At 63.1% G+C, this 25,479-nt stretch carries 24 protein-coding genes and 1 riboswitch; of the genes, 15 read left to right on the top strand and 9 right to left on the bottom strand.

Annotation, left to right across the window (positions count from 1 at the left end):
- Positions 1-11: 11 nt before the first annotated feature.
- The 8 genes from AC0L3O_RS16890 to AC0L3O_RS16855 all read left to right on the top strand — a co-directional run bounded on the left by AC0L3O_RS16890 (position 12) and on the right by AC0L3O_RS16855 (position 9,127).
- Positions 12-971, top strand: coding sequence for an ABC transporter permease (locus AC0L3O_RS16890; RefSeq protein WP_023796836.1), 960 nt, complete (start codon positions 12-14; stop codon positions 969-971).
- Positions 972-982: 11 nt separating this feature from the next.
- Complete coding sequence (locus AC0L3O_RS16885; RefSeq protein WP_128244537.1) at positions 983-1,807, top strand: ABC transporter permease; 825 nt, start codon at positions 983-985, stop codon at positions 1,805-1,807.
- Positions 1,807-3,459 (top strand): ABC transporter ATP-binding protein, encoded by a 1,653-nt coding sequence (locus tag AC0L3O_RS16880; RefSeq protein ID WP_128244538.1) that lies wholly within the window; start codon positions 1,807-1,809, stop codon positions 3,457-3,459. Before AC0L3O_RS16885 ends, AC0L3O_RS16880 begins: the two co-directional genes overlap by 1 nt.
- 127 nt (positions 3,460-3,586) lie before the next feature.
- Positions 3,587-5,176: an ABC transporter substrate-binding protein gene (locus AC0L3O_RS16875; RefSeq protein WP_473616107.1), complete on the top strand. Its 1,590-nt coding sequence runs from the start codon at positions 3,587-3,589 to the stop codon at positions 5,174-5,176.
- Positions 5,177-5,264: 88 nt separating this feature from the next.
- Complete coding sequence (locus AC0L3O_RS16870; RefSeq protein ID WP_128171039.1) at positions 5,265-6,104, top strand: alkaline phosphatase family protein; 840 nt, start codon at positions 5,265-5,267, stop codon at positions 6,102-6,104.
- Between the two features lie 326 nt (positions 6,105-6,430).
- A complete protein-coding gene (locus AC0L3O_RS16865) occupies positions 6,431-6,997 on the top strand; it encodes a sigma-70 family RNA polymerase sigma factor (protein WP_473536254.1) in 567 nt (188 codons plus the stop codon).
- Entirely contained in the window at positions 6,994-7,659 is a 666-nt protein-coding gene (locus AC0L3O_RS16860) for an anti-sigma factor (RefSeq protein ID WP_473536255.1), read from the top strand. The genes AC0L3O_RS16865 and AC0L3O_RS16860 overlap by 4 nt, the downstream gene beginning before the upstream one ends.
- Positions 7,649-9,127, top strand: a complete 1,479-nt coding sequence (locus tag AC0L3O_RS16855; protein ID WP_473616106.1) for a S8 family serine peptidase — start codon at positions 7,649-7,651, stop codon at positions 9,125-9,127. Before AC0L3O_RS16860 ends, AC0L3O_RS16855 begins: the two co-directional genes overlap by 11 nt.
- 226 nt (positions 9,128-9,353) lie before the next feature.
- Here the strand turns inward: AC0L3O_RS16855 and AC0L3O_RS16850 are convergent, their stop codons facing one another.
- Together AC0L3O_RS16850 and AC0L3O_RS16845 are read right to left on the bottom strand one after the other, a co-directional pair.
- Positions 9,354-9,815, bottom strand: coding sequence for an MAPEG family protein (locus AC0L3O_RS16850; RefSeq protein WP_287063932.1), 462 nt, complete (start codon positions 9,813-9,815; stop codon positions 9,354-9,356).
- A gap of 38 nt (positions 9,816-9,853) precedes the next feature.
- Positions 9,854-10,876, bottom strand: coding sequence for a substrate-binding domain-containing protein (locus AC0L3O_RS16845; protein WP_473616104.1), 1,023 nt, complete (start codon positions 10,874-10,876; stop codon positions 9,854-9,856).
- A gap of 362 nt (positions 10,877-11,238) precedes the next feature.
- On the opposite strand from AC0L3O_RS16845, the gene AC0L3O_RS16840 reads away from it, so the two are divergent.
- The 5 genes from AC0L3O_RS16840 to AC0L3O_RS16820 all read left to right on the top strand — a co-directional run bounded on the left by AC0L3O_RS16840 (position 11,239) and on the right by AC0L3O_RS16820 (position 17,801).
- Entirely contained in the window at positions 11,239-12,594 is a 1,356-nt protein-coding gene (locus AC0L3O_RS16840) for an ABC transporter substrate-binding protein (protein WP_473616103.1), read from the top strand.
- A 230-nt stretch (positions 12,595-12,824) separates the two neighbouring features.
- A complete protein-coding gene (locus AC0L3O_RS16835; protein WP_023796848.1) occupies positions 12,825-13,838 on the top strand; it encodes a carbohydrate ABC transporter permease in 1,014 nt (337 codons plus the stop codon).
- 1 nt (position 13,839) lies between these two features.
- Positions 13,840-14,994 (top strand): carbohydrate ABC transporter permease, encoded by a 1,155-nt coding sequence (locus AC0L3O_RS16830; protein ID WP_473616102.1) that lies wholly within the window; start codon positions 13,840-13,842, stop codon positions 14,992-14,994.
- Positions 14,995-14,998: 4 nt separating this feature from the next.
- Entirely contained in the window at positions 14,999-16,663 is a 1,665-nt protein-coding gene (gene bglA / locus AC0L3O_RS16825; protein ID WP_473616100.1) for a beta-galactosidase BglA, read from the top strand.
- Between the two features lie 25 nt (positions 16,664-16,688).
- The gene (locus AC0L3O_RS16820; RefSeq protein WP_027151436.1) at positions 16,689-17,801 is read left to right on the top strand and encodes an ABC transporter ATP-binding protein; all 1,113 of its coding nucleotides are present in this window, start codon (positions 16,689-16,691) and stop codon (positions 17,799-17,801) included.
- A 190-nt stretch (positions 17,802-17,991) separates the two neighbouring features.
- Here the strand turns inward: AC0L3O_RS16820 and AC0L3O_RS16815 are convergent, their stop codons facing one another.
- From AC0L3O_RS16815 to AC0L3O_RS16805, 3 genes are all read right to left on the bottom strand, one after another.
- The gene (locus AC0L3O_RS16815) at positions 17,992-18,228 is read right to left on the bottom strand and encodes a DUF680 domain-containing protein (RefSeq protein ID WP_287063948.1); all 237 of its coding nucleotides are present in this window, start codon (positions 18,226-18,228) and stop codon (positions 17,992-17,994) included.
- Positions 18,229-18,302: 74 nt separating this feature from the next.
- Positions 18,303-18,527, bottom strand: a complete 225-nt coding sequence (locus tag AC0L3O_RS16810) for a DUF680 domain-containing protein (RefSeq protein WP_287051539.1) — start codon at positions 18,525-18,527, stop codon at positions 18,303-18,305.
- Between the two features lie 67 nt (positions 18,528-18,594).
- Positions 18,595-18,801, bottom strand: coding sequence for a DUF680 domain-containing protein (locus AC0L3O_RS16805; RefSeq protein WP_287051538.1), 207 nt, complete (start codon positions 18,799-18,801; stop codon positions 18,595-18,597).
- Positions 18,802-19,307: 506 nt separating this feature from the next.
- Positions 19,308-19,510: riboswitch (cobalamin riboswitch) on the top strand.
- Positions 19,511-19,623: 113 nt separating this feature from the next.
- Between AC0L3O_RS16805 and AC0L3O_RS16800 the strand changes: the two genes are divergently transcribed.
- Both AC0L3O_RS16800 and AC0L3O_RS16795 read left to right on the top strand, forming a co-directional pair.
- Entirely contained in the window at positions 19,624-20,871 is a 1,248-nt protein-coding gene (locus AC0L3O_RS16800) for an aromatic ring-hydroxylating oxygenase subunit alpha (RefSeq protein ID WP_287254665.1), read from the top strand.
- A gap of 23 nt (positions 20,872-20,894) precedes the next feature.
- Complete coding sequence (locus AC0L3O_RS16795) at positions 20,895-22,025, top strand: FAD-binding oxidoreductase (RefSeq protein ID WP_473616099.1); 1,131 nt, start codon at positions 20,895-20,897, stop codon at positions 22,023-22,025.
- Between the two features lie 9 nt (positions 22,026-22,034).
- Here AC0L3O_RS16795 and AC0L3O_RS16790 read toward each other — a convergent pair whose 3' ends face one another.
- The 4 genes from AC0L3O_RS16790 to AC0L3O_RS16775 form a co-directional block, all read right to left on the bottom strand.
- Positions 22,035-22,781, bottom strand: a complete 747-nt coding sequence (locus tag AC0L3O_RS16790; protein WP_473616098.1) for an FAD-binding oxidoreductase — start codon at positions 22,779-22,781, stop codon at positions 22,035-22,037.
- Positions 22,778-23,389, bottom strand: a complete 612-nt coding sequence (locus AC0L3O_RS16785; RefSeq protein WP_027151994.1) for a sulfite oxidase-like oxidoreductase — start codon at positions 23,387-23,389, stop codon at positions 22,778-22,780. Before AC0L3O_RS16785 ends, AC0L3O_RS16790 begins: the two co-directional genes overlap by 4 nt.
- Positions 23,390-23,473: 84 nt before the next feature.
- Positions 23,474-24,193 carry an MBL fold metallo-hydrolase gene (locus AC0L3O_RS16780; protein ID WP_473616097.1) on the bottom strand — a complete coding sequence of 240 codons (720 nt, stop codon included), beginning with the start codon at positions 24,191-24,193 and terminating at the stop codon, positions 23,474-23,476.
- A 51-nt stretch (positions 24,194-24,244) separates the two neighbouring features.
- Positions 24,245-25,411 (bottom strand): diphosphate--fructose-6-phosphate 1-phosphotransferase, encoded by a 1,167-nt coding sequence (locus AC0L3O_RS16775; RefSeq protein ID WP_473616096.1) that lies wholly within the window; start codon positions 25,409-25,411, stop codon positions 24,245-24,247.
- Positions 25,412-25,479: the final 68 nt, after the last annotated feature.

Below are 25,479 nucleotides of genomic sequence, written 5' to 3'. Positions count from 1 at the left end.
GCCTTGCGGATATGTCCTCACCCATCGTGAAACTGGTGGCCCAGCGCATTGCGCTGGGCATCCTCCTGCTGTTGGCCGTATCGGTCCTGATCTTCGCCGGCACCCAGATCCTGCCCGGCGACGTCGCGCAAGCCATCCTCGGACAGTCGGCGACACCGGAGTCGCTTGCCAATCTGCGCGAGCAGCTCGGCCTCAACGATCCGGCCTTTATCCGCTATTTCCGCTGGCTCGGCGGCGTCGTGACCGGTGATCTCGGCACCGCCATGTCCAGCGGGCAGGATATTGCGACGTCGATCAAGGGGCGGTTGTGGAACACGCTGTTCCTCGCCTTCTGGGCGGCGGTCGTTGCCGTGCCGCTGGCGATCATCCTCGGCCTGATTGCGGTGCGTTACCGCAATGGCTGGGTCGACAAGCTGATCTCCGGACTGGCGCTTGCCTCGACCTCGTTTCCCGAATTCTTCATCGGCTATGTGCTCGTCTATTTCTTTGCCGTGAAATACCAGATCTTCCCCGGCATCTCGACGGTCTATGACGGGATGCCGTTCGGCGAGCGCATGCAGGCGATCATGCTGCCGGCGGCGGCACTGACGCTGGTGGTGCTCGCCCACATGATGCGCATGACGCGCGCCGCGATCCTCAATGTCATGCAATCGGCTTATGTCGAGACGGCGGAGCTCAAGGGGCTTTCGGCATTCGCCGTCATTCGCAGGCATGCCTTCCCCAATGCGATTGCGCCGATCATCAACGTCGTCATGCTCAACCTCGCCTACCTGATCGTCGGCGTCGTCGTTGTCGAAGTGATCTTCGTCTATCCGGGCATGGGGCAGTATCTCGTCGACCACGTCACCAAGCGTGACGTACCGGTGGTGCAGGCGGTCGGCCTGATCTTCGCCGCGGTTTATATCAGCCTGAACATCATTGCGGACATAGCGGCGATCGTCGCCAATCCGCGTCTCAGACATCCGAAGTGAGGGGCGGCGCTGTGCTCGACATAAAACGCATCCCCATCCCTGCGCTGATCGGCCTGGTGCTGACGGCATTGTTCGTGCTGGCGGCGATCTTCGCGCCCTGGATCGCGCCTTACGGCAATGGCGAGATCGTTGGCGACGTCTGGGCACCGATGTCGGCGACACATTTGCTGGGCACCGACAATCTCGGCCGCGACCTTCTTTCGCGCATGATCTACGGCGCCCGCGTCACGCTGTTCATCGCGGTGCTGGCCACCGCGCTGTCCTTCTCGCTCGGCGCCATCCTTGGCTTCTCGGCGGCGGTTTTCGGCGGCTGGTTCGACACGCTTATGTCGCGCCTTGTCGATCTCCTGATGTCTATCCCGACGCTGATCATGGGCCTCGTCGTGCTCTCCGTGCTGCCAACCAATCTGGTGACGCTGATCCTGGTCATGGGCATCCTCGACTCGACCCGCGTCTACCGCCTGTCGCGGGCGGTCGCCGTCGACATCAACGTCATGGATTTCGTCGAGGCGGCCAAGCTGCGCGGCGAAGGCAGCGTGTGGATCATCTTCCGCGAGATCCTGCCCAATGCGTTGTCGCCGCTGGTTTCGGAACTCGGCCTGCGCTTCATCTATGCCGTGCTGTTCCTGTCGACACTGTCCTTCCTCGGCCTCGGCGTGCAGCCGCCTAGCGCCGACTGGGGCGGCATGGTCAAGGAAAACAAGGACGGCATCGTCTTCGGCATCGCGGCGGCGCTCATCCCTGCCGCGGCGATCGCCATGCTGGCGATTTCCGTCAACCTTGTCGCCGACTGGGTGCTCAACCGCACGACGAGCCTGAAGGGAGGGCGCGGGTAATGGCTGACCAGCGAGCAAAGTCCGTGCTGCTCGATATCCGCAATCTGCGCATCGAGGCCACCGTGTTCCCGCCGGGCGAAGCGCCGAAGAACATCGTGCTGGTCCACGACGTCTCGCTGTCGCTCGAGAAGGGCAAGGTGCTCGGCCTGATCGGCGAGTCTGGAGCCGGCAAGTCGACCATCGGCCTGGCGTCGATGGGCTATGGCCGCGGCGGCGTGCGGATCACCGGCGGCGAAGTCATCCTCAACGGCCGCGACATCCTCAAAGGCGGCAAGGAGGGCTTTCGCAAGCTGCGCGGCCGCGAGGTCTGCTATGTCGCGCAATCGGCTGCCGCCGCCTTCAACCCGGCGCACAGGCTGATGGACCAGGTCGTCGAGGCGACGCTGCTGCATGGCACGGCGACACGGGCCGCGGCCGAAAAGCGCGCCATCGCGCTGTTCAAGAAGCTCAGCCTGCCGAACCCCGAAAGCATCGGCGAGCGCTTTCCGCACCAGGTGTCAGGCGGCCAGCTGCAGCGCGTGATGACTGCGATGGCGCTGTGCTCCGAGCCCGACCTGATCGTCTTCGACGAGCCGACCACGGCGCTCGACGTGACGACGCAGATCGACGTGCTGGCGGCGATCAAGGACGCCATCCGCGACACGCATGTCGCGGCGCTGTACATCACTCATGACCTTGCCGTGGTCGCCCAGGTCTCGGACGAGATCATGGTGCTGCGCCATGGCCGGCTGGTAGAATGGGGCGGCACCCGCCAGATCATCAAGGAGCCGCGCCAGGAATATACCAATGCGCTGGTGTCAGTGCACGAGATCGAGCACCAGGAGCAAAGGCCCGGCACGAACCCTTTCCTGTCGGTCAAGAACATCACCGCCGCCTATGGCCGCAGCCATATCAAGGTGCTGAAGAACGTCTCGGTTGACATCTATCCTGGCCAGACGCTGGCGGTGGTCGGCGAGTCCGGCTCGGGCAAGTCGACGCTGGCGCGCGCCATCACCGGCCTTCTGCCGCCCGAACAAGGCACCGTCACCTTCGACGGGCGGCCGCTCGCCAACCGGCTTGCCGATCGGCCCAAGGAGGATCTGCGCCAGTTGCAGATGATCTACCAGATGGCCGACGTGGCGATGAACCCGCGCCAGACCGTCGGCACCATCATCGGCCGGCCGCTCGAATTCTATTTTGGTTTGCGCGGCCGCGAGCGCGACAAGCGCGTCGCCGAATTGCTTGACAAGATCGAAATGGGCAAGGGCTTTGTCGACCGCTACCCGGCCGAGCTTTCCGGTGGCCAGAAGCAGCGCGTCTGCATCGCCCGTTCGCTTGCCGCCAAGCCGAAGCTGATCATCTGCGACGAGGTGACCTCGGCGCTCGACCCGCTGGTCGCCAACGGCATCCTGAAGTTGCTGCTCGAGCTGCAGAAGGAGGAAAACGTCGCCTATCTGTTCATCACCCACGACCTCGCCACGGTGAAGTCGATCGCCGATTCGATCGCAGTGATGTATCGCGGCGAGGTGGTGCGCTACGGCGCGAAGAGCCAGGTGCTGGCGCCGCCTTTCGACGCCTATACCGACCTTTTGTTGTCCTCCGTTCCCGAGATGGAGATCGGCTGGCTGGAAAAGGCGATCAAGGGACGGCGCATGGCCAGCGCGGGGAATTAGCGCGCGGCATCACGATTTGGAAAGAACGCTGCTTCCGTCATCCGGATGAAACGCTGAGCGAAGAGGATCAAACGCGAACGGGCGCCGCTCGTGCAAAGCTGTTCTTCGTGAAAGGGGATCTGGAAAAATGACGACTGAACTCGACCATCTCGCGACCCTCGCCGGCCAGGGTCGGATATCGCGCCGCGACTTCCTCGGCCGCGCCGCAGCCCTTGGCGTATCGGCAGCACTGGCGACGACGCTGGCCGGCAAAGCCTTCGCCCAGACGCCTGTAAAAGGCGGAACGATCAAGGCCGGCCTGCAAGGCGGAGAATCGACCAACAGTCTCGATCCGGCACTCAACCTCAGCCAGGTCACCTACAGTTTCGGCAAGCAGTGGGGCGAATACCTGGTCCGGCTGAACCCCGACAACAAACTGGAAAATCTCATCGCCGAAGAGATCGGTGCATCCTCGGATGCCAAGACGTGGACGATCAAGGTGCGCGACGGCATCGAGTTCCACAATGGCAAGACCGTCACGGCGGAGGATATTGCGGCCACCATCGAACGCCACGCCGACGAGAAATCGAAGTCGGGCGCGCTCGGCGTCCTGAGGAATATCAAGACGGTCAAGGCAAGCGGCAAGGAGGTCATCGTCACGCTCGGCGATGCGGATGCCGACTTCCCCTATCTGATGGCAGACTACCATCTTCCCATCCAGCCGAACGGCGGCAAGGACGATCCGAGTGCCGGCATCAGCGCCGGCCCCTATAAAGTCACCGTCAACCAGCCCGGCGTGCGCCACGGCGGCGAGCGCTTCGCCAATTACTGGCGCGGCGACAAGGCCGGCCATGCCGACCAGATCGAGATCATCGTCATCAACGACGCAACCGCGCGGCTGGCCGCCCTGCAGGGCGGCCAGGTCCACATGATCAACCGCGTCGAGCCGAAGGTGGTGGATCTGGTCAAGCGCATACCCGGAGTCTCCATCGAGAACGTCTCGGGCAAGGGCTACTATCCGTTCAATATGTTCTGCGACACCGCACCTTTCGACAACAACGACCTCAGGATGGCGCTGAAGCTCGCCATCGACCGCAACGAGATGCTGGAGAAAATCCTGCGCGGCTACGGCTCGGTCGGCAACGACTTCCCGATCAACGAAGCCTATCCATTGTTTTCGGCCGACATCGAGCAGCGCAAGTTCGATCCGGAAAAGGCGGCAGCGCTCTACAAGAAATCGGGTCATAGCGGCTCGATCGTGTTGCGCACCTCCGATGTCGCTTTCCCGGGCGCCGTCGACGCAGCCCAGCTTTATCGGCAGTCCTGCGCCAAAGCCGGCATCAAGATCGAGATCAAGCGCGAGCCCGGTGACGGCTACTGGTCAGAGGTCTGGAACAAGCAGCCCTTTTCGCTTTCCTATTGGGGCGGGCGCGCCACGCAGGACCAGATGTATTCCACCGGCTATGTCTCGACCGCCGACTGGAACGACACGCGGTTCAAGCGGCCGGAATTCGACAAGATGCTGTTTGTGGCGCGCGGCGAGCTCGACCAGGCCAAGCGCAAGGCGATCTATCATGATATGGCAGTGCTGATGCGCGACGAGGGCGGGCTAATCGTGCCTTTCTTCAACCAGTTCATCGATGCGGCGGCGACCAACAAGATCGGCGGTTTTGCCAAGAGCCCGATCGGCGAAATGATGGACGGCTATGCCCTGAACGAGTGCTGGCTGGCGGCCTAGCCAAATCCTGCTCCGTTGATTCATATACAAAAGCGCCGTGTGCCCAGTCGGCGCTCCAATCTCAACTGCCAATCGCATGGAGCGGCCCGTGGCGCTCGAGACAAAACTTCTGCTGATCATCCTTGACGGCGTGCCTTATCGCAACTGGCGCCGGCTGATGGGCAATCTCGAAGGCTGGGTGCAATCGGGCGAAGCGCGCGTCTGGAAGATGCGCTCCGTTCTGCCGTCGACCTCGGCCTGCTGCTATGCGTCGATCCATACTGGCGTGGCGCCGCAAGTGCACGGCATCTTGACCAACGAGAACCGGTTCCGCGTTGAGCAACCCGACATATTCTCCGAGGTCAGCAAGGCCGGCGGCAAGACCGGCGCGGTCACTCATTCCTACTGGTCCGAATTCTTCCGGGCCTATCCGTTCGATCTGGTCGAGGACATGGAGTTCGACGAGCCCGGCGGGCCGATCACGCATGGCCGGTTCCACACCATGACCGGCTACAATGCCCGCAACCAGATGACGCCGAGCGACGTCGACCTGTTCGCGACGCTGACCATGCTGACCAGACGCCACGGCATCGACTACGGCATCCTGCACACCTGCACGCTGGACTCGATGGGCCACCGCTTCGGCCATGACTGCCATGAGATGGACCATGCCGTCTATGCGATGGACGGCATGCTCGCCGCCTTCCTGCCGCGCTGGCGGAAAGCCGGCTACGAGGTCATCGTGACCGCCGATCACGGCCAGACCGATCGCGGCCATCATGGCGGCCATGACGACGAGATGCAGGATTTTGCTCTGTATTATTTCGGACAGGGCAACGGGCCGGAGGCCGACACGCTGCTAGACCAGCTGCAGCTTGCGCCGACGGTGCTTGCGCGCCTCGGCGTCCCGGTGCCCGCGACAATGAAGGCCAGGCCGTTCCTCGACTGAGCGCGCGTCTTCCCTTCTCCCCCTTGTGGGAGAAGGTGGATTGTCGCGAAGCGGCAAGACGGATGAGGGGTGTTGGAAGAAACTCGGCGTGAAAATATTGAGGGATTTGAAGCGCTTATTTCTTCGGTGTAGCGATCCGTCCAGCACCCCTCATCCGACCGAGCTTCGCTCGGCCACCTTCTCCCACAGGGGGAGAAGGGAAGAACCTCCCTCTGGCAACACTGCCGCTCTTCGGCTAGCTTTCAGGGAATTCTGGGCGGAAAGCGGTGAACCTTTTTGGGCCGATCAGCGACAGAGCAGACAGGAGCCAGGCGGCTCGATCGGCCATGACGGCAGCGACGGAAACCGATCGTGCGCTTGTCGGCCGGGTCGCGAAGGGCGACCGCGCCGCCGTGCGGCTCCTGTTCATGCGCCACCACGCGCGGGTCTACCGTTTCGTGGTGCGCCAGACCGGATCGGAAATGATGGCCGACGATATCGCCAACGAGGTGTTTCTCGAACTCTGGCGCCAGGCGCCCGGCTTCGAGGGGCGCTCGGAAGTCTCGACGTGGCTGCTCGGCATCGCCCGCTTCAAGGCGCTGTCGTCGTTGCGCAAGAAAAAGGAAGACTGGATCGACGACGATGACGCCGCCCAGATCGCCGACGGCGCCGATACGCCGGAAGTCGTCACCATGAAGGAAGACAAGGGCGCCGCGTTGCGGCGCTTCGTCGATGCCTTGCCGGAAGAACACCGAACGGTGATCGACCTTGCCTACTACCACGGACAGTCGGTGAGCGAGATCGGCGAGGTGCTCGATATCCCGGTCGCCACCGTCAAGACCAGAATGTTCTACGCCCGCAAGAAACTCGGCGAGGCCCTCAAGGCCGCCGGTTACGACAGGGGGTGGCCATGAGCGCCGCTGAAAAGATGTCGCGCCGCGATGAAATGGAAACGCTGCTGCCGTTCTATCTGAATGGCTCGCTGGAAGGTGCAGAGCTCGAAGCCGTCGAGGAATGGCTGGCGACCGACCCGGCAGCGCTTGCCGCACTCGGCGAGGCCGAGGCCGAATTCTCCGGCACCGCTGCATCCAATGAAGCGATCCGTCCGCCGGCCGATGCGCTCAGCCGCTTCGCCCGGGCGCTCGACGCCGAGGCCGGTCCAGCGCGCGCGCCGGCGGCGTCCTGGCTGGCGCAAGCGTGGGGCCGCTTCACGGCAGTTCCCGCCGGCGTCGCCTGGGCTGCGGCCGCGGCTCTGCTGGCGCTTGTTGTGGTGCAGTCGTTTGAGCAGCCTGGCGGCATCGACAGGGATTTCGAAATTGCCGGCCAGCAAGGCGATCTTGCGAAAATGCCGTTCGCGCTGGTCACGTTCCAGCCGGATGCGAAGATGGCCGACATTGTCGCTTTTCTTGGCGAGCACCAGCTGAAGATTGCCGCCGGCCCAACCGCCGAAGGTGTCTTCCGTCTTGGCATCCCGGCCGCGACCGCAGCCGACTATGAAAAAGTGCTCGGCCTGATTGCCGCCCAGCCTTTCGCGGAGGCTGTGGTCGAGGGAAGGAAACCGGTCGATGGCGGCTAGGGCGGTCATCCGATTTGCGGCGCTGCTCGTGGCGGCGATGATAATCGGCGCTGTGCCGGCCTTGGCGCAGACCAATGATCCGAACCTTACGCAGACTGAAATTGACTGCCTCAACCGAGGGGCGACGGCGGCCGACTGCATCAAGCGCGACACAAAGGATGGCAGCGGCGAAAGGCCCGGCGCAGGTCCTGCCGCGACAAATGCGGTGCTTCTTCCCGCGCTGATCGTCGACCTGTTCCCCAATCCGATCGGCGGCGGCCAGGCGCCGCTGCCGACGCCCGATCCGCGCCGCGATCCGGCCAGCGGTGCATTGCCGCCGCCGGTCCCGCCCGCCGGTGCGACAGCGATACAACAAGCCGCGGCAGGCGGGCCGACCGTTTCGCCCAGCGATCTGGTCGCGGCCGAGCCGCCGCGCGCCATCGTCGGTGATTTCGTGCCGGACGAGGTGCTGGTGACGGTGGAGGGCAATGCCGTCCAGCAGATCGCCACCTCCTTTGGCCTCGAGGTGCGCTCGCAGCGCCGGTCTCAGTTGCTCGGCGCCACGCTGGTGCGCTTCGGCGTTCCCGATGGCCGCCCGGTCGGCGTCGTGCTGGCGCAGCTTGCCGCCGACGGCCGCACTTTGCGGCGCGAGCCGAACCATATCTACTCGCTGCAGCAGGCAGCCACCATCGTCAATTATGCCTTCGAACGCATCGCGCTCGATGCGAAAGAGGCGAGCGGCGAGAATGTACGCATCGCCGTCATCGACACCGCCATCGATGATACCAACCCGGCACTAAGCGGCGTCATCGCCGATCAGTTCGACGCCATGCCCGAGGTGCCGATCGCGGCGCGCGATCACGGCACCTCGATCGACGGCCTGATCGCCGGCGTCGGCGCGCTCAAAGGCATGGCGCCGGGCGCCAGGATCTACCACGCCCGCGCCTTCGAGGGCGGCAAGTCGACCATGGGCGTCATCCTTGCGGCGCTGGACTGGGCGGCGGAGCAAGACGTCCGCATCATCAATATGAGCTTCGTCGGCCCGAAGAACGACCTGCTCGGCGTCGCCTGCCGCAATGCTCGCGCCTTGGGCATCGTGCTGGTCGCCGCCGCCGGCAACAACGGACCGAAGGCGCCCTACGGCTACCCGGCCGCCTTCGACGGCGTCATCGCGGTGACCGCCACCGATGCCAAGGACGGGCTGATGCAGCAGGCCAATCGCGGCGCCTACGTCTTCCTCTCCGCTCCCGGCGTCGAGATGGTGGCGCCGAGCGGCGCCGGTTCGGATGTCGTCACCGGCACCTCGTTTGCCGCAGCGATCGTCACCGGCGCGATCGCCAATCTGCTGCATGCCGCACCCGACCGTTCCGCCGACTGGGTCGAGAAAGCGCTGGCCGCCACGGCCAGGGATCTCGGCCCCAAGGGGAGGGACAATGATTTCGGCTATGGACTGCTCAACATCGAGGCGGCCGAGGCGGCGAAAGAATAGGTCTGGCGCCTGAACGCTTCTGCCGTTTGTGACTTTTGGCTTTCCCGAAGCCACCGATCATATTCAGGCGGGACATAGTGGGTCAGTCCCCGAAATGGAGATCGGGCTGGAAAAGGCGATCAAGGGACGGCGCATGCACAGCGCCGGGAATTAAACACCTTGGTGGCGCTGCCGTTCTCAAAACCACCACGACATGAATCGCCTGAGCTACTTTCGAAACAATCGATCAGAAAGCGTGCAGCAGCGCGACGACCGCCATGTAAACGATGATGAGAGAGCCGACGGTCCAAAAGGTGGCGCGCACTTCGTGGATTTGCGCTGTGAAGTACGCTGCGAAATGCAGCAGACGCGAAACGGCGTAGCCATAATACAGCCATTGGGCTTGGACCAGCGGCGGATCGGTCAGCACATAAAGAGCGCCGGCCATGAAAAAGAACGGCAGGTTTTCCAGATCGTTGAGTTGTATACGGCGAATCCGCTCCACGCGCTCGTCCGGCTGTAACTGTTTGGGGTCAGGCGAGGGATTGAACGGTGTCCGCTTGAGATCTTCCGGCGAGCGGAAGCCACTGCTGAACCTCATCATCTGAATGACGGTCAGCCAGGACATTGCCACAGCCTTCAGCCCCATTATCGCTGCTGATATGGCAAACGCCGCAAACACCGGATTTTCGAAACTGAGCTGCTGCATGTCCTCCTCCTCAGTACGGTTCAAAAGCCATGCGACGACTAGGCCGGTGCGCCGGCGACCGATCCCCTGATCACCAGATCGACCGGCCAGACTTCGCCGCGGGCGCCCTCCTCCACCCCCGAAATCCGCGCCGCCAGCCGCTCGGCGACGCGCGCGCCGGCCAGGCGGATCGACGAACGCGTCGTCGACAACGGCACCGAAAAATTTTCCGGCTTCAGCCAGGGGAAGACGTCGTCATGGGCGATCAGCGACAGGTCGCCCGGAATGGTCAGGCCGAGATCGCGCACCGCGCGCACGACGCCGAGCGACATGATCAGGCTGGAGCAGGCGATCGCGGTCGGCGCATCGCTGCGCTCGAGCAACCGTCTGGCGGCGCGGTAGCCGTTCTCCTCGGTCATGGCGAGGGAACAAACATCGCCTTCGCCAAGCACCAGGCCGCTCGCCGCCAGCGCCCGGCGCACGCCACGCTCGCGATGAATTGCGAAGGTCTCGCGGCCGTCGCCGTTGATCAGCGCCAGCCGCCGGTGACCGAGTTGGACGAGCAACCGTGCCGCCTCGTGGAAGGCGCCCTCATTGTCGATGTCGGTGAAAGGGTAGTCGAAATCGAGCCCTTCGCTGCGGCCATGGACGATGAAGGGAATGCCGAGCGTGTTGACCAGCGCCACCCGCCGGTCGGCCGGCCTCGGCGAGGAGATGTAGACGGCGTCGACCTGCCGGTTGGCGACGATGCGCCGATAGGTCGTCTCCTGATCGTCGGCATCGGCGGGGGACAGCACCAGGTCGAGTTCGTGCGAACGGGCGTAGTCGCCGAGACCGGAGAGGAATTCGACGAAATGCGGGTCGATGTCGACGGCCGCCCCGGTCGGCAAGACATAACCGATCATCCCGGTCTTGCCGGTAGCCAGCCGACGCGCGCTCGGGTTGGGGCGATAGCCGTGGCGCTTGGCGGCGTCGATCACCCGCCGGCGCGTTTCCTCGTTGACTTCCGGGTAGCCGTTCAGCGCGCGGCTTACCGTGGTCTGCGAAAGCGCCAGCATGTGGGAAAGCTGTTTGAGGTTCACCGGAGGCCTCCAAGCCTCAAAGCGCTTTAACTATGGGTCGCTCGCGCCACGGCGGCAAGCGCTACCGATGCGAAGATCATAAGCACCCTTTCTAACCGGGTTGAAGCAAAATTTGCTGTTGCAGCGCCAAAAATGGTGCTGCAGCGCACTTTGTTTGCTCTTGTGGCCGTGAAATTAAATCGATTAGTTTACCAGCCCTCTTGACTTCTGATTAATTCAGTGGCGTGATTGCAAAGACCAAAGCGCTTTGGAAGACTCTTCGAAAGGTTGCGGTTCCTTTCCGAGTGAGTCACAGTCCTGCTGCGTCGGCGGACGGAATGGAGGTTCCGTCCGGTGCCTGTCACCACTGGGAGGGAATACCAATGAGGAAAATGCTTCTGCTGAGCGCCGCCTTGGTCGCGCTCGCACTGGGCGCACCGGCGCAAGCCGAACTGAAGTTCAAGCCGGGCGAAGACCCGCGCTTCAACTGGGCGAATTACGAAGAGCTCAAGAAAGTCGACCTCAAGGGCGAGACGCTGTCGATCTTCGGGCCATGGCGCGGCGAGGACGAGGGCCTCATCCGCACCGTTCTCGACTATTTCTCGGAAGCCACCGGCGCCGAGGTCAAATACTCCTCGTCGGAAAATTACGAACAGCAGATCGTCATCGACACGCAGGCCGGCAGCCCGCCCAACATCGCCGTGCTGCCGCAGCCGGGCCTGATCCAGGATCTGGCGTCCAAGGGCCTGCTGACGCCGCTCGGCGACGACACCGCCAACTGGATCAAGGACAATTACGGCGCCGGCCAGTCATGGGTCGATCTCGGCACCTTCAAGGACAAGGATGGCAAGCCGGGCTTTTTCGCCTTCCCCTACAAGGCCGACGTGAAATCGCTGGTCTGGTACTCGCCGGACAATTTCGAGGAAGCCGACTACGAGGTGCCGAAGACGCAGGAAGAGCTCGCCGAGCTCGAAAAGCAGATCATCGCCGACGGCGGCACGCCATGGTGCATCGGGCTCGGTTCTGGCGGCGCCACCGGCTGGCCGGCGACCGACTGGGTCGAGGACATCATGCTGCGCACCCAGACGCCCGAGACCTACGACAAGTGGGTGAAGAACGAGATTCCGTTCAACGACCCCGCGGTGGTCAACGCCATCGACATTTTCGGCAAGATCGCGACCGACGACAAGATGGTCGACGGCGGCGCTAAGGCGGTGGCGGCGACCGATTTTCGCGACAGCCCGAAAGGCCTGTTCTCGGTGCCGCCGAAATGCTATTTGCACCACCAGGCGTCGTTCATCCCAACCTTCTTCCCGGAAGGCACCGAGATCGGCCAGGACGCCGACTTCTTCTACTTCCCACCTTACGCTGCCAAGCCCGACCTCGGCACCCCGGTGCTCGGCGCCGGCACGCTGGCCATGATCACCAAGGATAGCAAGAGTGCCCGCGCGTTCATCGAATTCCTGAAGATGCCGCTCGCCCATGAGATCTGGATGGCCCAGGGCGGCTTCGTGACGCCGTTCAAGTCGGTCAACAAGGACGCCTATGCCAGCGACGCGCTGAAGAAGCAGGGGGAAATCCTCGCCGAGGCCTCGACCTTCCGCTTCGACGGGTCCGACCTGATGCCGGGCAAGATCGGCGCCGGCGCCTTCTGGACCGGCATGATCGATCTCGTCGGCGGCAAGTCCGCCCAGGATGTCGCCACCGACATCCAGAAGAGCTGGGACGCGATCAAGTAGGCGGTCCCGGCTGAACGTCCGATCCTGCATGGATCCGGGCCTCGATGGCCCGGATCCGACCGGCGGCCCGCACAGCAGCAATTTTTATGAGCACATTCCGGCATGACGCGCGACCAGCAAGTGCAAAACCCTGCCTTGCATCTGATCGCGTTCCAAATAACTGAATCGGCCTGTGATCGCGTCGCCAAAGTCATTCCCGACTGGCGGATCATGCGCAGAGGGAGGGACCCGTGGCGGCTCAGATTTTCTCGGCCATATTCGTCATCGTCGTCGGCGTCGGCGGCTGCGTCGCCTATTTCTGGGGCGCCAACAAGCTGGTGGACATCATCTTCCCGTCGCGCGGCGTTGCAGGTGCGGCGGCGATCGACAATCTGCGCCGGCAGGGGATGATCCGGCCGTGGCTGTTCGTCGGCCCGGCCATGATCATCCTCACCATCTACCTGATCTACCCGGTCGTGGAGACGCTGAGGCTGTCGTTCCTCGATCGCGGTGGCGCCAATTTCGTCGGCTTCGCCAATTATGAATGGGCCTTCGGCGACCGCGAATTCCGCACCTCCATCCTCAACAACATCATCTGGCTGGCGGTCGTGCCTGCCGCCTGCACCTTCCTCGGGCTGATCATCGCCGTCCTCACCGACAAGATCTGGTGGGGCACCATCGCCAAGAGCCTCATCTTCCTGCCGCTGGCCATCTCGTTCGTCGGCGCCAGCGTCATCTGGAAGTTCATCTACGAGTATCGTGGTGCTGGCCAGACGCAGATCGGCCTGCTCAACGCCATCATCCAATATTTCGGCGGCCAGCCGCAGGTCTGGATATCGCTGCCGTTCTGGAACAATTTCTTCCTGATGATCATCCTGATCTGGATCCAGACCGGCTTTGCCATGGTCATCCTGTCCTCTGCCTTGCGGGGCATTCCCGAGGAGACGCTGGAGGCGGCCGTCATCGACGGCGCCAATCCGTTCCAGATCTTCTGGAAGATCATGGTGCCGCAGATCTGGGGAACGATCGCCGTCGTCTGGACCACCATCACCATCTTGGTGCTGAAGGTTTTCGACATCGTGCTGACGATGACCAACGGCCAATGGAACAGCCAGGTGCTGGCCAATCTGATGTTCGACTGGATGTTCCGCGGCGGCGGCGATTTCGGCCGTGGCGCCACCATCGCCATCATCATCATGATCGCGGTCATTCCGATCATGATCTGGAACATCCGCCAGGCCAACAAAGAGACGGGAGGACATTGAGATGGCCGTCTCGACCGGAAAGTCCTTTGCCAGCCGTTTCGGCGTCCATATCGCGGTCTTCCTCTTCGTCGCGATCTGGACGATCCCGACGCTCGGCATTCTCGTCTCGTCGCTGCGCGACAAGGACCAGATCATCGCCTCGGGCTGGTGGAACTCGTTCGCCAGTTCCACGCAGACGGAAGCGGGGCGGCTGCCACCCGCCTCGGCGCAAGTCGAGAAGGACGGCAAGTTCGTCCTCGAGGGCAACATCTTCGGCGATGATCCGGCCCGCGACATCAGCGCCTTTGGCGTCAAGTCGTCGGCGCCGACGCAATATCCCGCCGGCACCACAGCCGATCTCGGTGACGGCGAGACGTTGCAGCTCAACCCCGACGGCAGTTTCGTCATGACCTCGACCAAGCCGTTCGAGGGCGAGCGTGGCCAGCGCGTCTACTACGCCTCGTCGGCGCCGCCGAAATTCACCACCGACAATTACAATACGGTGCTGTTTTCGGAAGGCATCGGCCGCTCCTTCATGAATTCGCTGACCGTCACCATTCCGGCGACCGTCATCCCGATCCTGATCGCGGCGTTCGCGGCCTATGCGCTGGCCTGGATGCGCTTTCCCGGCCGGGCGTTGCTCCTAGCGGTGATCATCGGGCTCCTGGTCGTGCCGCTGCAGATGTCGTTGATCCCGCTGCTGAAGCTTTACAACGGCGTCGGCAGCTTCTTCGGCGTGCCGTCGAAAACCTATCTCGGCATCTGGCTGGCGCATACCGGCTTCGGCCTGCCCTTCGCCATCTATCTCTTGAGAAGCTACATTGCCGGCCTGCCACGAGAAATCATGGAATCGGCGCGCATCGACGGCGCCAGCGATTTCGAGATCTTCGTCAAGATCGTGCTGCCGCTGTCGTTCCCGGTGCTGGCCTCTTTCGCCATCTTCCAGTTCCTGTGGGTGTGGAACGATCTGCTGGTCGCGATGGTTTTCCTCGGCACCGAGGGCGACCAGATCGTGCTGACCGCCAAGCTCAACGCGTTGCTCGGCTCGCGCGGCGGCGACTGGGAGATCCTGACGACATCGGCCTTCATCACCATTGTCGTGCCGCTGATCGTGTTCTTCTCGCTGCAGCGCTATTTCGTCCGCGGGCTGCTCGCCGGCTCGGTGAAGGGAGGCTGAGATCATGCAATCCGCTGTGAAAGCGACGTTGAGTCCCGACTTCGCCGTCGACCGCGACTGGTGGCGAGGTGCGGTGATCTACCAGATCTATCCGCGCAGCTATCAGGACTCGAACGGCGACGGCATCGGCGACCTCAGGGGCATCATCGGCAGGCTGCCCTATATCGCGGCGCTCGGCGTCGATGCCATCTGGATCTCGCCGTTCTTCAAGTCGCCGATGAAGGATTTCGGCTACGACGTGTCCGACTATTGCGACGTCGATCCGATGTTCGGCACGCTGGCCGATTTCGACGCCCTGACCGCCGAGGCGCACAGGCTCGGGCTCAAGGTGATGATCGACGAGGTGCTGTCGCATACGGCCGACATCCATCCGTGGTTCAAGGAAAGCCGCTCGAGCCGCACCAACCCGAAGGCGGACTGGTATGTCTGGGCCGACGCCAGGCCCGACGGCACGCCACCCAACAACTGGCTGTCGATCTTCGGCGGTTCGGCTTGGCAGTGGGACACCAGCCGCCAACAATACTACCTGCATAATTTCCTGGCCGAGCAGCCCGATCTCAACTTCCACAGCCGCGCAGTCCAGGACGCGCTGCTCGATGTCACCCGCTTCTGGCTGGAGCGCGGCGTCGACGGCTTCCGCCTCGACACCATCAATTTCTACTTCCACAGCCAGGGCCTCGAGGACAATCCGCCGCTGCCGCCCGAACAGCGCAACGACCAGACCGCTCCTTCCGTCAACCCCTACAACTACCAGGACCATCTCTACGACAAGAGCCGCCCCGAAAACCTCGGCTTCCTCGAACGCTTCCGCGCCCTGCTCGACGAATTTCCGGCGACGGCGGCGGTTGGCGAAGTCGGCGATTCGCAGCGCGGACTGGAGGTGGTGGCGGCCTATACCGCCGGCAGCAAGCGCGTGCACATGTGCTATTCGTTCGACTTCCTGGCGCCCGAAAAGATCAGCGCGGCAAAGGTGCGTTCGGTGCTGGAAGCCTTTGGCGAGGTCGCCAGCGACGGCTGGTCGTGCTGGGCCTTCTCCAACCACGACGTGATGCGCACTGCCTCGCGCTGGGCGGCCGGCGAGGCCGACCAGACCGCTTATCTCAAGGTGATCTCGGCGCTGCTGATGTCGCTGCGCGGCTCGGCCTGCATCTATCAGGGCGAGGAACTCGGTCTTGGCGAGGCGGAATTGCAATTCGAGGATCTGCAGGACCCCTACGGCATCCGGTTCTGGCCGGAATTCAAGGGCCGCGACGGCTGCCGCACGCCGATGGTCTGGAATGGCGCCGACGGCAATGGCGGCTTCTCCACGGCAAAGCCCTGGCTGCCCGTGCCTGCCAAGCACCTTTCGCAGGCGGTCGATGTGCAGCAGGGCGACGACAGTTCGCTGCTCGAACACTACCGGCGCTTTCTCGCTTTCCGCCGTCTGCATCCGGCGCTGGCCAAGGGCGACATCGAGTTCATCGAAAGCCAGGGCGATACGGTCGCCTTCACGCGCCGCGAGGGCAATGAGCAGATCGTCTGCGCCTTCAATCTCGGCAGCCGACCGGCCGAAGTCAATCTCGGCGGACGCTCGCTGCAGCCCTTGCCGGGCCACGGGTTTTCGGAACAGACTGACGCCGGCTTTATCCGCCTCGGCGGCTACGGCGCCTGGTTCGGGCGTATCGATTGAATTTGCAGTTCACTGGAGGGAACCCATGGCCGATGTCACGCTAAGGCAAGTGAAGAAATCATACGGCAATCTCAACATTCTCCACGGCATCGACCTCGACATAAAGTCGGGCGAGTTCATCGTCTTCGTCGGCCCTTCGGGCTGTGGCAAGTCGACCTTGCTGCGGTCGATCGCCGGGCTTGAGGAAATCACCTCCGGCGAGCTCAAGATCGCCGGCGAGGTGGTGAACGACGTGCCGCCGTCGAAGCGCGGCATCGCCATGGTGTTCCAGTCCTATGCGCTCTATCCGCACATGACCGTCTACGACAACATGGCGTTCTCGATGAAGATCGGCAAGGAGAGCAAGGCCGAGATCGACAAGCGAGTGCGCCAGGCGGCGGAAATCCTGCAGCTGACCAAATATCTCGACCGCCTGCCCAAGGCGATGTCGGGCGGCCAGCGCCAGCGCGTCGCCATCGGCCGCGCGATCGTGCGCAACCCCAAGGTCTTCCTGTTCGACGAGCCGCTGTCGAACCTCGACGCGGCCCTGCGCGTCGCCACCCGCATCGAGATCGCCAAGCTCAAGGAATCGATGCCTGCTACAACGATGATCTACGTCACCCACGACCAGGTCGAGGCGATGACGCTGGCCGACCGCATCGTGGTGCTCAAGGAGGGCCATATCGAGCAGGTCGGCACGCCGATGGAGCTCTACAAGAGACCCGGCAATCTGTTCGTCGCCCAGTTCATCGGCTCGCCGGCCATGAACATCCTGCCGGCGACGATCGACAAATCAGGCAACCCGACCATCGTCAGCCATGTCGGCGGCCGCAAGGCGACGGTGCCGATCGCCACGCCGGCCTCGGCGACGGGCGCTTCGGTGAGCTTCGGCGTGCGGCCGGAGGATCTGACGATCGCCACCGGCGCCGATTATCTTTTCGAGGGAACAGTGGACTATGTCGAGCAGCTCGGCGAGGTCCAGCTCGTCTATGTCGACATCGGCCGCGCCGACCTGCCGCTGGTGACCAAGCTGCCAGGCAATGTCGAGGTCAAGCGCGGCGCTGCGCTGCGGTTGAATGCCGATGCCGGCGACCTGCATATTTTCGATGCCGACGGACATTCATTCACGCTCCACAAAGCGGAAGCAAAGGCAGCCTGAGAGGCGGCAGCCGAACTGATGGAGTTTGGTGACCCAAAAACAAGAGCGGCGGGCAAAGCCCGCCGCTCTTGTGCGTTCCGGTCGCTGTTAGAGCGACGTGCGTCCAAGTGGACGCACAAAAGTACGCTCTAACACTTTAACGCTGCGCATCGTGCTTTCCGAAAATCGAACCGATTTTCGGGCCGATGCGCTAGCGGCCGAACAGGCTCCGGTCGCTGCCCTGCGGGGCGGACTTCTGTAAGTCGCCCGACGAGTTGAGCAGCTTGTAGACCGGCGAGCCGGTATTGCGTACCGAAGACGTCTGCGTGTTGTCGACGTTGATGGTCGCCTGCTTGTTGATGTCGGTTCCGCCAAAGTTGTCGCTACCGGCAAAAGCGCTGCCGGCAGCAATCAAAAGCGCGGCAGCGGTAAGAACGATCTTCTTCATTTTCAAAACTACTGGATTTTCTTGGTTCCACCAGCGCGGCGGGCAAATGCCGCCGCCGCTGTTGGAACGAACTGTTAGTTGTTGCCGAACAGGTTACGGTCGCTGCCGTTGACGGGTTTCTCGTCAGCCGGAACCGGATTCTGCGCCGAAGCCGAATTCCGAATCGAAGCCGTGTACGAGTTGCTGTCGACCGCGGCGGCCGGTTGGTTGGCACCGTTCGATCCAAAGTTGTCGCTGCCGGCAAAAGCGCCGCCGGAGACCGCCACAATGGCTGCGGTGGCAAGAATGAGCTTCTTCATTTCAAGTACTCCTGAGTTCCTCAGATCCCGAGCGGCGGACCGCCACTTTGCTGTTTGGGACCAGCTGTTAATTGTTGCCGAAAAGGTTGCGGTCGGCGCCCTGGCCAACGGGCTGCTTTTCAGCGTGAGCCGGCGTCTGGACAGAGGCCGTATACGAGCTGTCGATCGCAGCAGTCGGCTGGTTGGCGGCGTTGGACCCATAATGGTCGCTGCCGGCAAAGGCGCTGCCGGTGATGGCCAGAACGGCGACGGTAGCAAGAGCGATCTTTTTCATTTTTAGGACTCCAGTATCTTAGTCTTCCGTCCGGCTAGCGGCGTGTCTTGGGAGGATGCGCGTCGTTCGGACAGCCCCGATGTGGGAAGGCCATTCGGCGGATTCCAATCACGAAGTTGTTCCATGTGGACCAAGAATCTACACCTTGAAATTGTACCAGAGGCATCTACTACCATGGTTTTATGGTTTGTTTTCAATATCTTATTCAAAATTAGCCATTCATGATTTGACGGATTGGCGAATTTGCGTTCACAGCGTGCTGCACGCATTGTCAACAGAAACGAACCGTTCGGTTCGATTTTAGAAGCGGCTAATAGTCACTTTTGTAAACTGTTATCCTTCCTGATCTCCGCCGCGGGTCGGATTCGATGTCACGGCAGAAGACAGTGGCCGCCGAAAAAGTGGTGTTTCAGCCCTGCAGATATAAACCTGCTGGTTTCGCCCGCCGTGTCGCGCCGCATGGATACGATGTCGCTTTCATGCCGACAGTCAGCCGGCCGGCATGATTAGATCACGCCATCTCAGGTGCCGCTTGGTGACGACGAAGCGGAGAATTGGGAAGCCGGTCAGAACCCGGCGCTGCCCCCGCAACGGTGGTGGAGTTCAAGTCGCAACGGGAGACCACTGGGCCACAAGCCTGGGAAGGTGTCGCGATGAGTCCGCAAGGACACTCCAGAGCCCGGAAACCAGCCCGAGATTTTTAGACTCGACTGATCGCGGTGGGCGGTCAAGAGGTGGATGATGCATCTCCGGCCCTGTCGCCGGCGTGCAAGCGGTCCTCCCTCCATCACCACCAGTTCAGTCCTTACACGAGGACAGGACATGGACGCGCGCAACGACATGCTGAGGCTCTTGCACGGCCGTAGGCAAGGCTATTCGCTCGAGCAGCCCTTCTACACCGATCCAGATTTCTTCAAGCTCGACATGGAGCTGATCTGGTATCGCGACTGGCTGTTCATCGGCCACGATTGCGAGTTGCCGAAACCTGGCAGCTACATCACCGCCCAGATCGGCGACTATCCGGTCGTGCTGGTCCGCGACCAGCAAGGCAAGATCAATGCCTTCCACAATTCCTGCCGCCATCGCGGCAGCCGTGTCTGCAATGCCGACAAGGGCACTGCGGCGAAGCTCGTCTGCCCCTATCACCAGTGGACCTACGAACTGGACGGCCGGCTGTTGTTTGCTCGCCAGATGGCAGACGGCTTCGACAAGAGCCAGTTCAGCCTGAAGCCGGTGGCTTGCGAAAGCGTTGGCGGCTACATCTTTATCTGCCTGGCCAACGAGCCGGCCGACTTCGCGCCGATGCGCGCCATGATCGAGCCTTACCTCCTGCCGCACCGGCTGCGCGAGGCAAAAATCGCCTTCGAATCGACCATCGTCGAGAAGGGCAACTGGAAACTCGTCTGGGAGAACAACCGCGAGTGCTACCATTGCGCCGGCAACCATCCGGAACTCTGCAAGACATTCCCGGAAGCGCCGACCGTCACCGGCGTGCAGGGCGCCGACAGCGATCCGGAGATGCTCGCGCACTGGGCGAAATGCGAGGCGGCGGGCTTGCCGAGCAAGTTCCGCATCGATCCTGCCGGGCAGTATCGCGCCACCCGCGCGCCGCTGCTGCGCGACGCCGTCAGCTATACAATGACGGGCAGACGCGCGGTGAAGAGGGGCCTTTCCGACAGCGTTTCCACCGACCGTATCGGCTCGCTGCTGCTCTATCACTATCCGACGAGTTGGAACCACATCCTCGGCGATCATGCCGTCACCTTCCGCGTGCTGCCGATCAGCGCCACGGAAACGGCCGTCACCACCAAATGGCTTGTCCATAAGGACGCGGTCGAAGGCGTCGACTACGACCTCGCCGAGCTTACCCATGTCTGGACCGAGACCAACGACCAGGACCGTCGCATTGTCGAGGAAAACGCCTTCGGCGTCCTGTCGCCGGCCTATGAGCCCGGCCCCTATTCGGAACTGCATGAGGGCGGCGTCATCCAGTTCGTCGAATGGTACGCCTCCTTCATCGGGCCGCGCCTTGCCGAAGCCGGGCGGCCGGCGCTGCGCAGCGTCGCCTGAACGAGGTCAAGGGGATGAATGCGATGTCGGACCTTGGCCTCTACCGCCATCTCGACGAGATGGCGCCCTGGAACGACAGGCTCCAGGTGCTGGAAGTCATCGGCGTCAGCGACGAGGCGCCTGACGTGAAGACCTTCACCTTCCGCTCTGACAACCAGACCTGGTTCCGCTACAGACCGGGACAGTTCGTGACGCTGGAACTGCCGACCACCGAGGGCCCGATGATGCGGACCTATACGCTGTCGTCCTCGCCGTCGCGGCCGTTCTCGATCGCGGTGACGGTGAAAGCGCAGGCCGGCAGCCTCGGCACCCGCTGGATGTTCGACAATCTGACACCCGGCGTTCACGTGAAGGCCTATGGGCCGGCGGGCGACTTTTCGCTGCACAGCCATCCAGCGGCCAAGTATCTGTTCATTTCGGCCGGCTCCGGCGTGACGCCGATGATGTCGATGCTGCGCTGGCTGAACGACTGCGCGCCATGGACAGATGTCGGCTTCGTCAACTGCGCGCGAAAGCCCGAGGAGATCATCTTCCGCAAGGAGCTCGAGCTGCTCGGCAGCCGCATGCCGGGCCTGACGCTCGGCTTCATGATCGAGGAGCGGTCCAGCCGCGAGGGCTGGTTCGGCCATATGGGCCGGATCGACGCGATACGGCTGCCGCTGCTGGCCCCCGATTTTCGCGAGCGCGAAATTTTCTGCTGCGGCCCCGACCCGTTCATGCGCGCCGTGCGGCAGATGCTGGAGGCGGCCGGCTTCGACATGGCCAACTACCATCAGGAGAGCTTTGCGGCCCCGGCGGTGGAGGAAATACCGGCCCCGTTCGGTTCGCCGGCAGAGGGTGGGCCGGCAAAGGGTGGGCCGGCAGAGCGCGGGGTCGAGGTACCTGCCGAGGCCGCAACGCCGATCCGCTTTTCGCTTTCGGATATCGATGCCGAATGCGTTGCCGGCCAGACCGTGCTGCAGACGGCGCGCGCTTCGGGCGTACGAATTCCCGCAGCCTGCGAGTTCGGCCTGTGCGGAACCTGCAAGGTGAAAAAGGTCTCGGGCACAGTCGAGATGAGCCACAATGGCGGCATCCTCGATCACGAGATCGACGACGGCTTCATCCTGGCCTGCTGTTCGAAGCCGCTGACGGCGCTCGAGATCGACGCCTGACCGGGGAGCTTAAACTCCGTAGCGCTCGGTGCGGATGAGGCTTGCCGGAACGCCGGCATCGATCAGCGCCTGGGCGGCAGTCGACACGAAGGCATTCGAGCCGCAGACAAAGGCGAACCTTGGCGGTGCGGGCAGCCGCACCATCGATTGCTCTATCATCGCAACGTCGATCCGCCGTGAATAGTCCGCCGGGCGCCGGGCCGGCTCGCGGGTCAGCGCCAACACCAGATCGAAGCCGCCCCGGCGATCGTGGAGGTCGATCAACTCGTCGCGAAAGATCACCTCGTCCCAGACCCGTGCGGAAAATACCAGTGCCACGGGCACCGCCGATCTGCGCGCGGCGCGATGGCGGATCATCGCCATCAGCGGCACCACGCCGGACCCGCCGCCGACCAGCAGAAGCGGGCCGCCGTCGCTGTCGGACCAGACGAAGTGGCCGCCGAGCGGTCCGCGCAACTCGACCTCATCGCCAACCGCCGCGATATCGTGGAAGAAGGGGGAGACCTCGCCGTCATCGAGCCTTTCAATTGCCAGTTCGATCGTCTCGCCGGCTTCCGGCGCCGAGGCGATGGAGTAGGAGCGGCGCGCCTGATAGCCGTCCGGCGCCGTCAGCCTGACATCGACATGCTGCCCGGCACGATAGGCGAAGGTCCGCGACGGCTGGAGGAAAAAGCTGGTGACGCGCGGCGTGCGCTTTTCGATGCGGGCGATGGTCACCGTCTGCCAGGGCGACTGCGCCGCCGGCCCATCGCTCATGGATCGCCCGTATAGCGCTGCTCACGCCACGGGTCGCCATAGATGTGATAGCCGCGCAGCTCCCAGAAGCCGGGCTCGTCGCGCTCGGTGAACTGCAGCCCGTTCAGCCATTTGGCCGACTTCCAGAAATAGAGATGCGGAACCAGAAGCCGCGCCGGGCCGCCATGGTCCGGCGTGATCGGCTTGCCTTCGTAGAGCAGCGCCACCATCGCTTTGCCGGCAATGAGATCCTGCGTCGGCACGTTGGTGGTATAGCCGTCGAAGGACAGCGCCAGCGTGAAGGCCGTCGGTGGCTTGATGCCGGCATCCGCCAGAATATCGTCGACCAGCACACCCTGCCACGCCGTGTCGAACTTGGTCCACGCGGTGACACAATGGATGTCGCGCGTCATCTTGGTCAAAGGCAGCGCGTTGAACTCTGTCCAGTTCCACGTCTTGATCGGCCGCGGTCCGTGCTTGAGCGTGAACGACCAGTCCTCGGTACGCACACGCGGCGTCGGCCCGGCCGACAGCACCGGAAACCCTTGCTCGAGATACTGCCCCGGCGGGATACGCGCATCCGCATCCCTCGGGGGCTTTCGTCCTGAAGAGAAGCCGCGGGTGACCATCGAGACAATCCGTTTGCATCAGGCCGCCTGTCGGCCTTCACCAATGTTGTCAAAGATACTCTGGCGGGCAACCAGATTCTTGGCTTATGCGCCGTCTGTTCGCCTGAGATAACCGGTGGCGATCTCGCGCATCCGTTTGGCATCGAAGCTTGCCCCATGGCCGCCATGGCCGATGCTGACAGGCAGATCGAGCAGCCGCTGCATGGTTCGGCGATAGGCTGATCGGTCGGAATCCGGCAGGTCGTCGATCAGCAAGGCGTCGTAGATGGCGTCGCCGGCGAAGAACAGGCCGTCGGCCTCATCGAACAGCGCGATCGAATCGGGCGAATGGCCGGGCAGATGCAGCACGCGGAATTGCCGGTCGCCAAGGTCGACCAGATCGCCCTCGTCAAGCGTCCGCGTCAGCGGCGCCGGCGGGATTCTGTAGTCGGCCGCTTTCCAGCCCGGCGCCGGCAGCTTCGAGACGGCGCCGTCGAGATCATGAAACATGTGGACGTAGGTGACGGCGTCGTCCATGCTGTCGAATTGCGCGGCACTCATCCTCGGCCCCGCCCGCAGCGGGAATTCGTGCAGCGAGCCGACATGGTCGAGATGGATGTGGGTGGCGACGACGAGCAGCGGCTTGCCATCAGGCGTGTCGATCTCCGGCGCCAGCGGGCAAATCCCCATGCCGGTGTCGACAAGCAGGTCGACGTCGCGGCCGCGCAGATGCCAGATGTTGGCGCGCACGAAATCATGCACGAACGGCTCGGTCAGCATCGTCGTATCGGCGTCGATGACGGTCTTGCTGAACCAGTCAAGCATTCAGGAGATATCCGGCATCACGAGATTTCCGGCATCAGAAGCGAGCCGGCATCAGACGAACGGTTTTCCAACCTTGTACTTTTCGGGAACCAGCCGCTTCAGATAGGCCATTCCTGCGTCGGAGAGTTGGTTGGCATCCGGCAGCATGAAATCGTCGGGCATGTGACGGGTCTTGCCGGCAACGTTTTTCAGCGGCACCTTGTTCAGCACGGTTTTCTCGCCGTCATATTGCAGCGCCACCGAGCCTCCGCCCTGTTCGGCGACAGCGACCGCAAAGACGCCGGCATCGAAGGCTTCCTGCGCATCGACGGGGTTGATGGCGCCGACATAGCCGCGCGGCATGTAGCCGAGCGCATCAACGCGCGCCCGCTTGCCCGGCAATCCTTCGGCCAGCGCGCGCTCGAGGGCGGCCGGCAGGTCGCTGCCCGACAGCTTGACGTTGCCATGCGCATCGCGCTCCAGTTTGTCCGGCGGCACAAGACTTTCGACCAGCGCCTTGCCGTCGGCGGTGCTGACGCCTTCGGAGACTGCGACGATGCAGCGCTTGTGGCGATCGAGCGTGGCGCGCACGTCGTCGATGAAGGCTGCAGCCGAGAACGGACGCTCCGGCACATAAACGAGATGCGGGCCACTGTCGGGATCTAGCTGCCATGCGGCGGCGGCGGCGGTGAGGAAACCGGCGTGCCGGCCCATGACGATGCCGACATAGATGCCCGGCAGAGCACGGAAATCGAGGTCGACCGAGAGAAAGGCGCCGGCGACGAACTCGGCTGCCGAAATGAAGCCGGGCGTGTGGTCGTTCTCCTCGAGATCATTGTCGATGGTTTTCGGCGCATGGACGAAAGCCATCTTGCCGCCGGCGGCGTCGGTCAGGATCTGCTGCGTACCGGACGTGTCGTTGCCGCCGATATAGATGAAGGCATCGGCGGCAGCCTTCTTCAGGCCGTTGAGGATGATCTCGCAATAGGCCTCGTCCGGCTTGTCGCGCGTCGAGCCAAGCGCGGCGCTCGGCGTCGCCGCAATCAACCGCAACCGGTCCTCAGGGATAGCCGAAAGATCGACATAGTTGCCGTCGCGGATGCCGCGCACGCCATGGATGGAGCCCAACACCTTGGCGCCGGGATGCCGCCTGCGAATCTCGAGTGTGGCGCCCACCACCGTCTGGTTGATGACGGCGGTCGGGCCGCCGCCTTGCGCGATGACAAAAGTTCCGGACATGCTTCACGTCTCCCGAGCAGTGACTTTGCAGGGCACATTCGCCTGTCTTGCGAGATCGCGCAACGGGA

Source organism: Mesorhizobium sp. WSM4810 (genome assembly GCF_055811235.1).
This window is presented reverse-complemented; position numbering and strand designations above follow the sequence as displayed.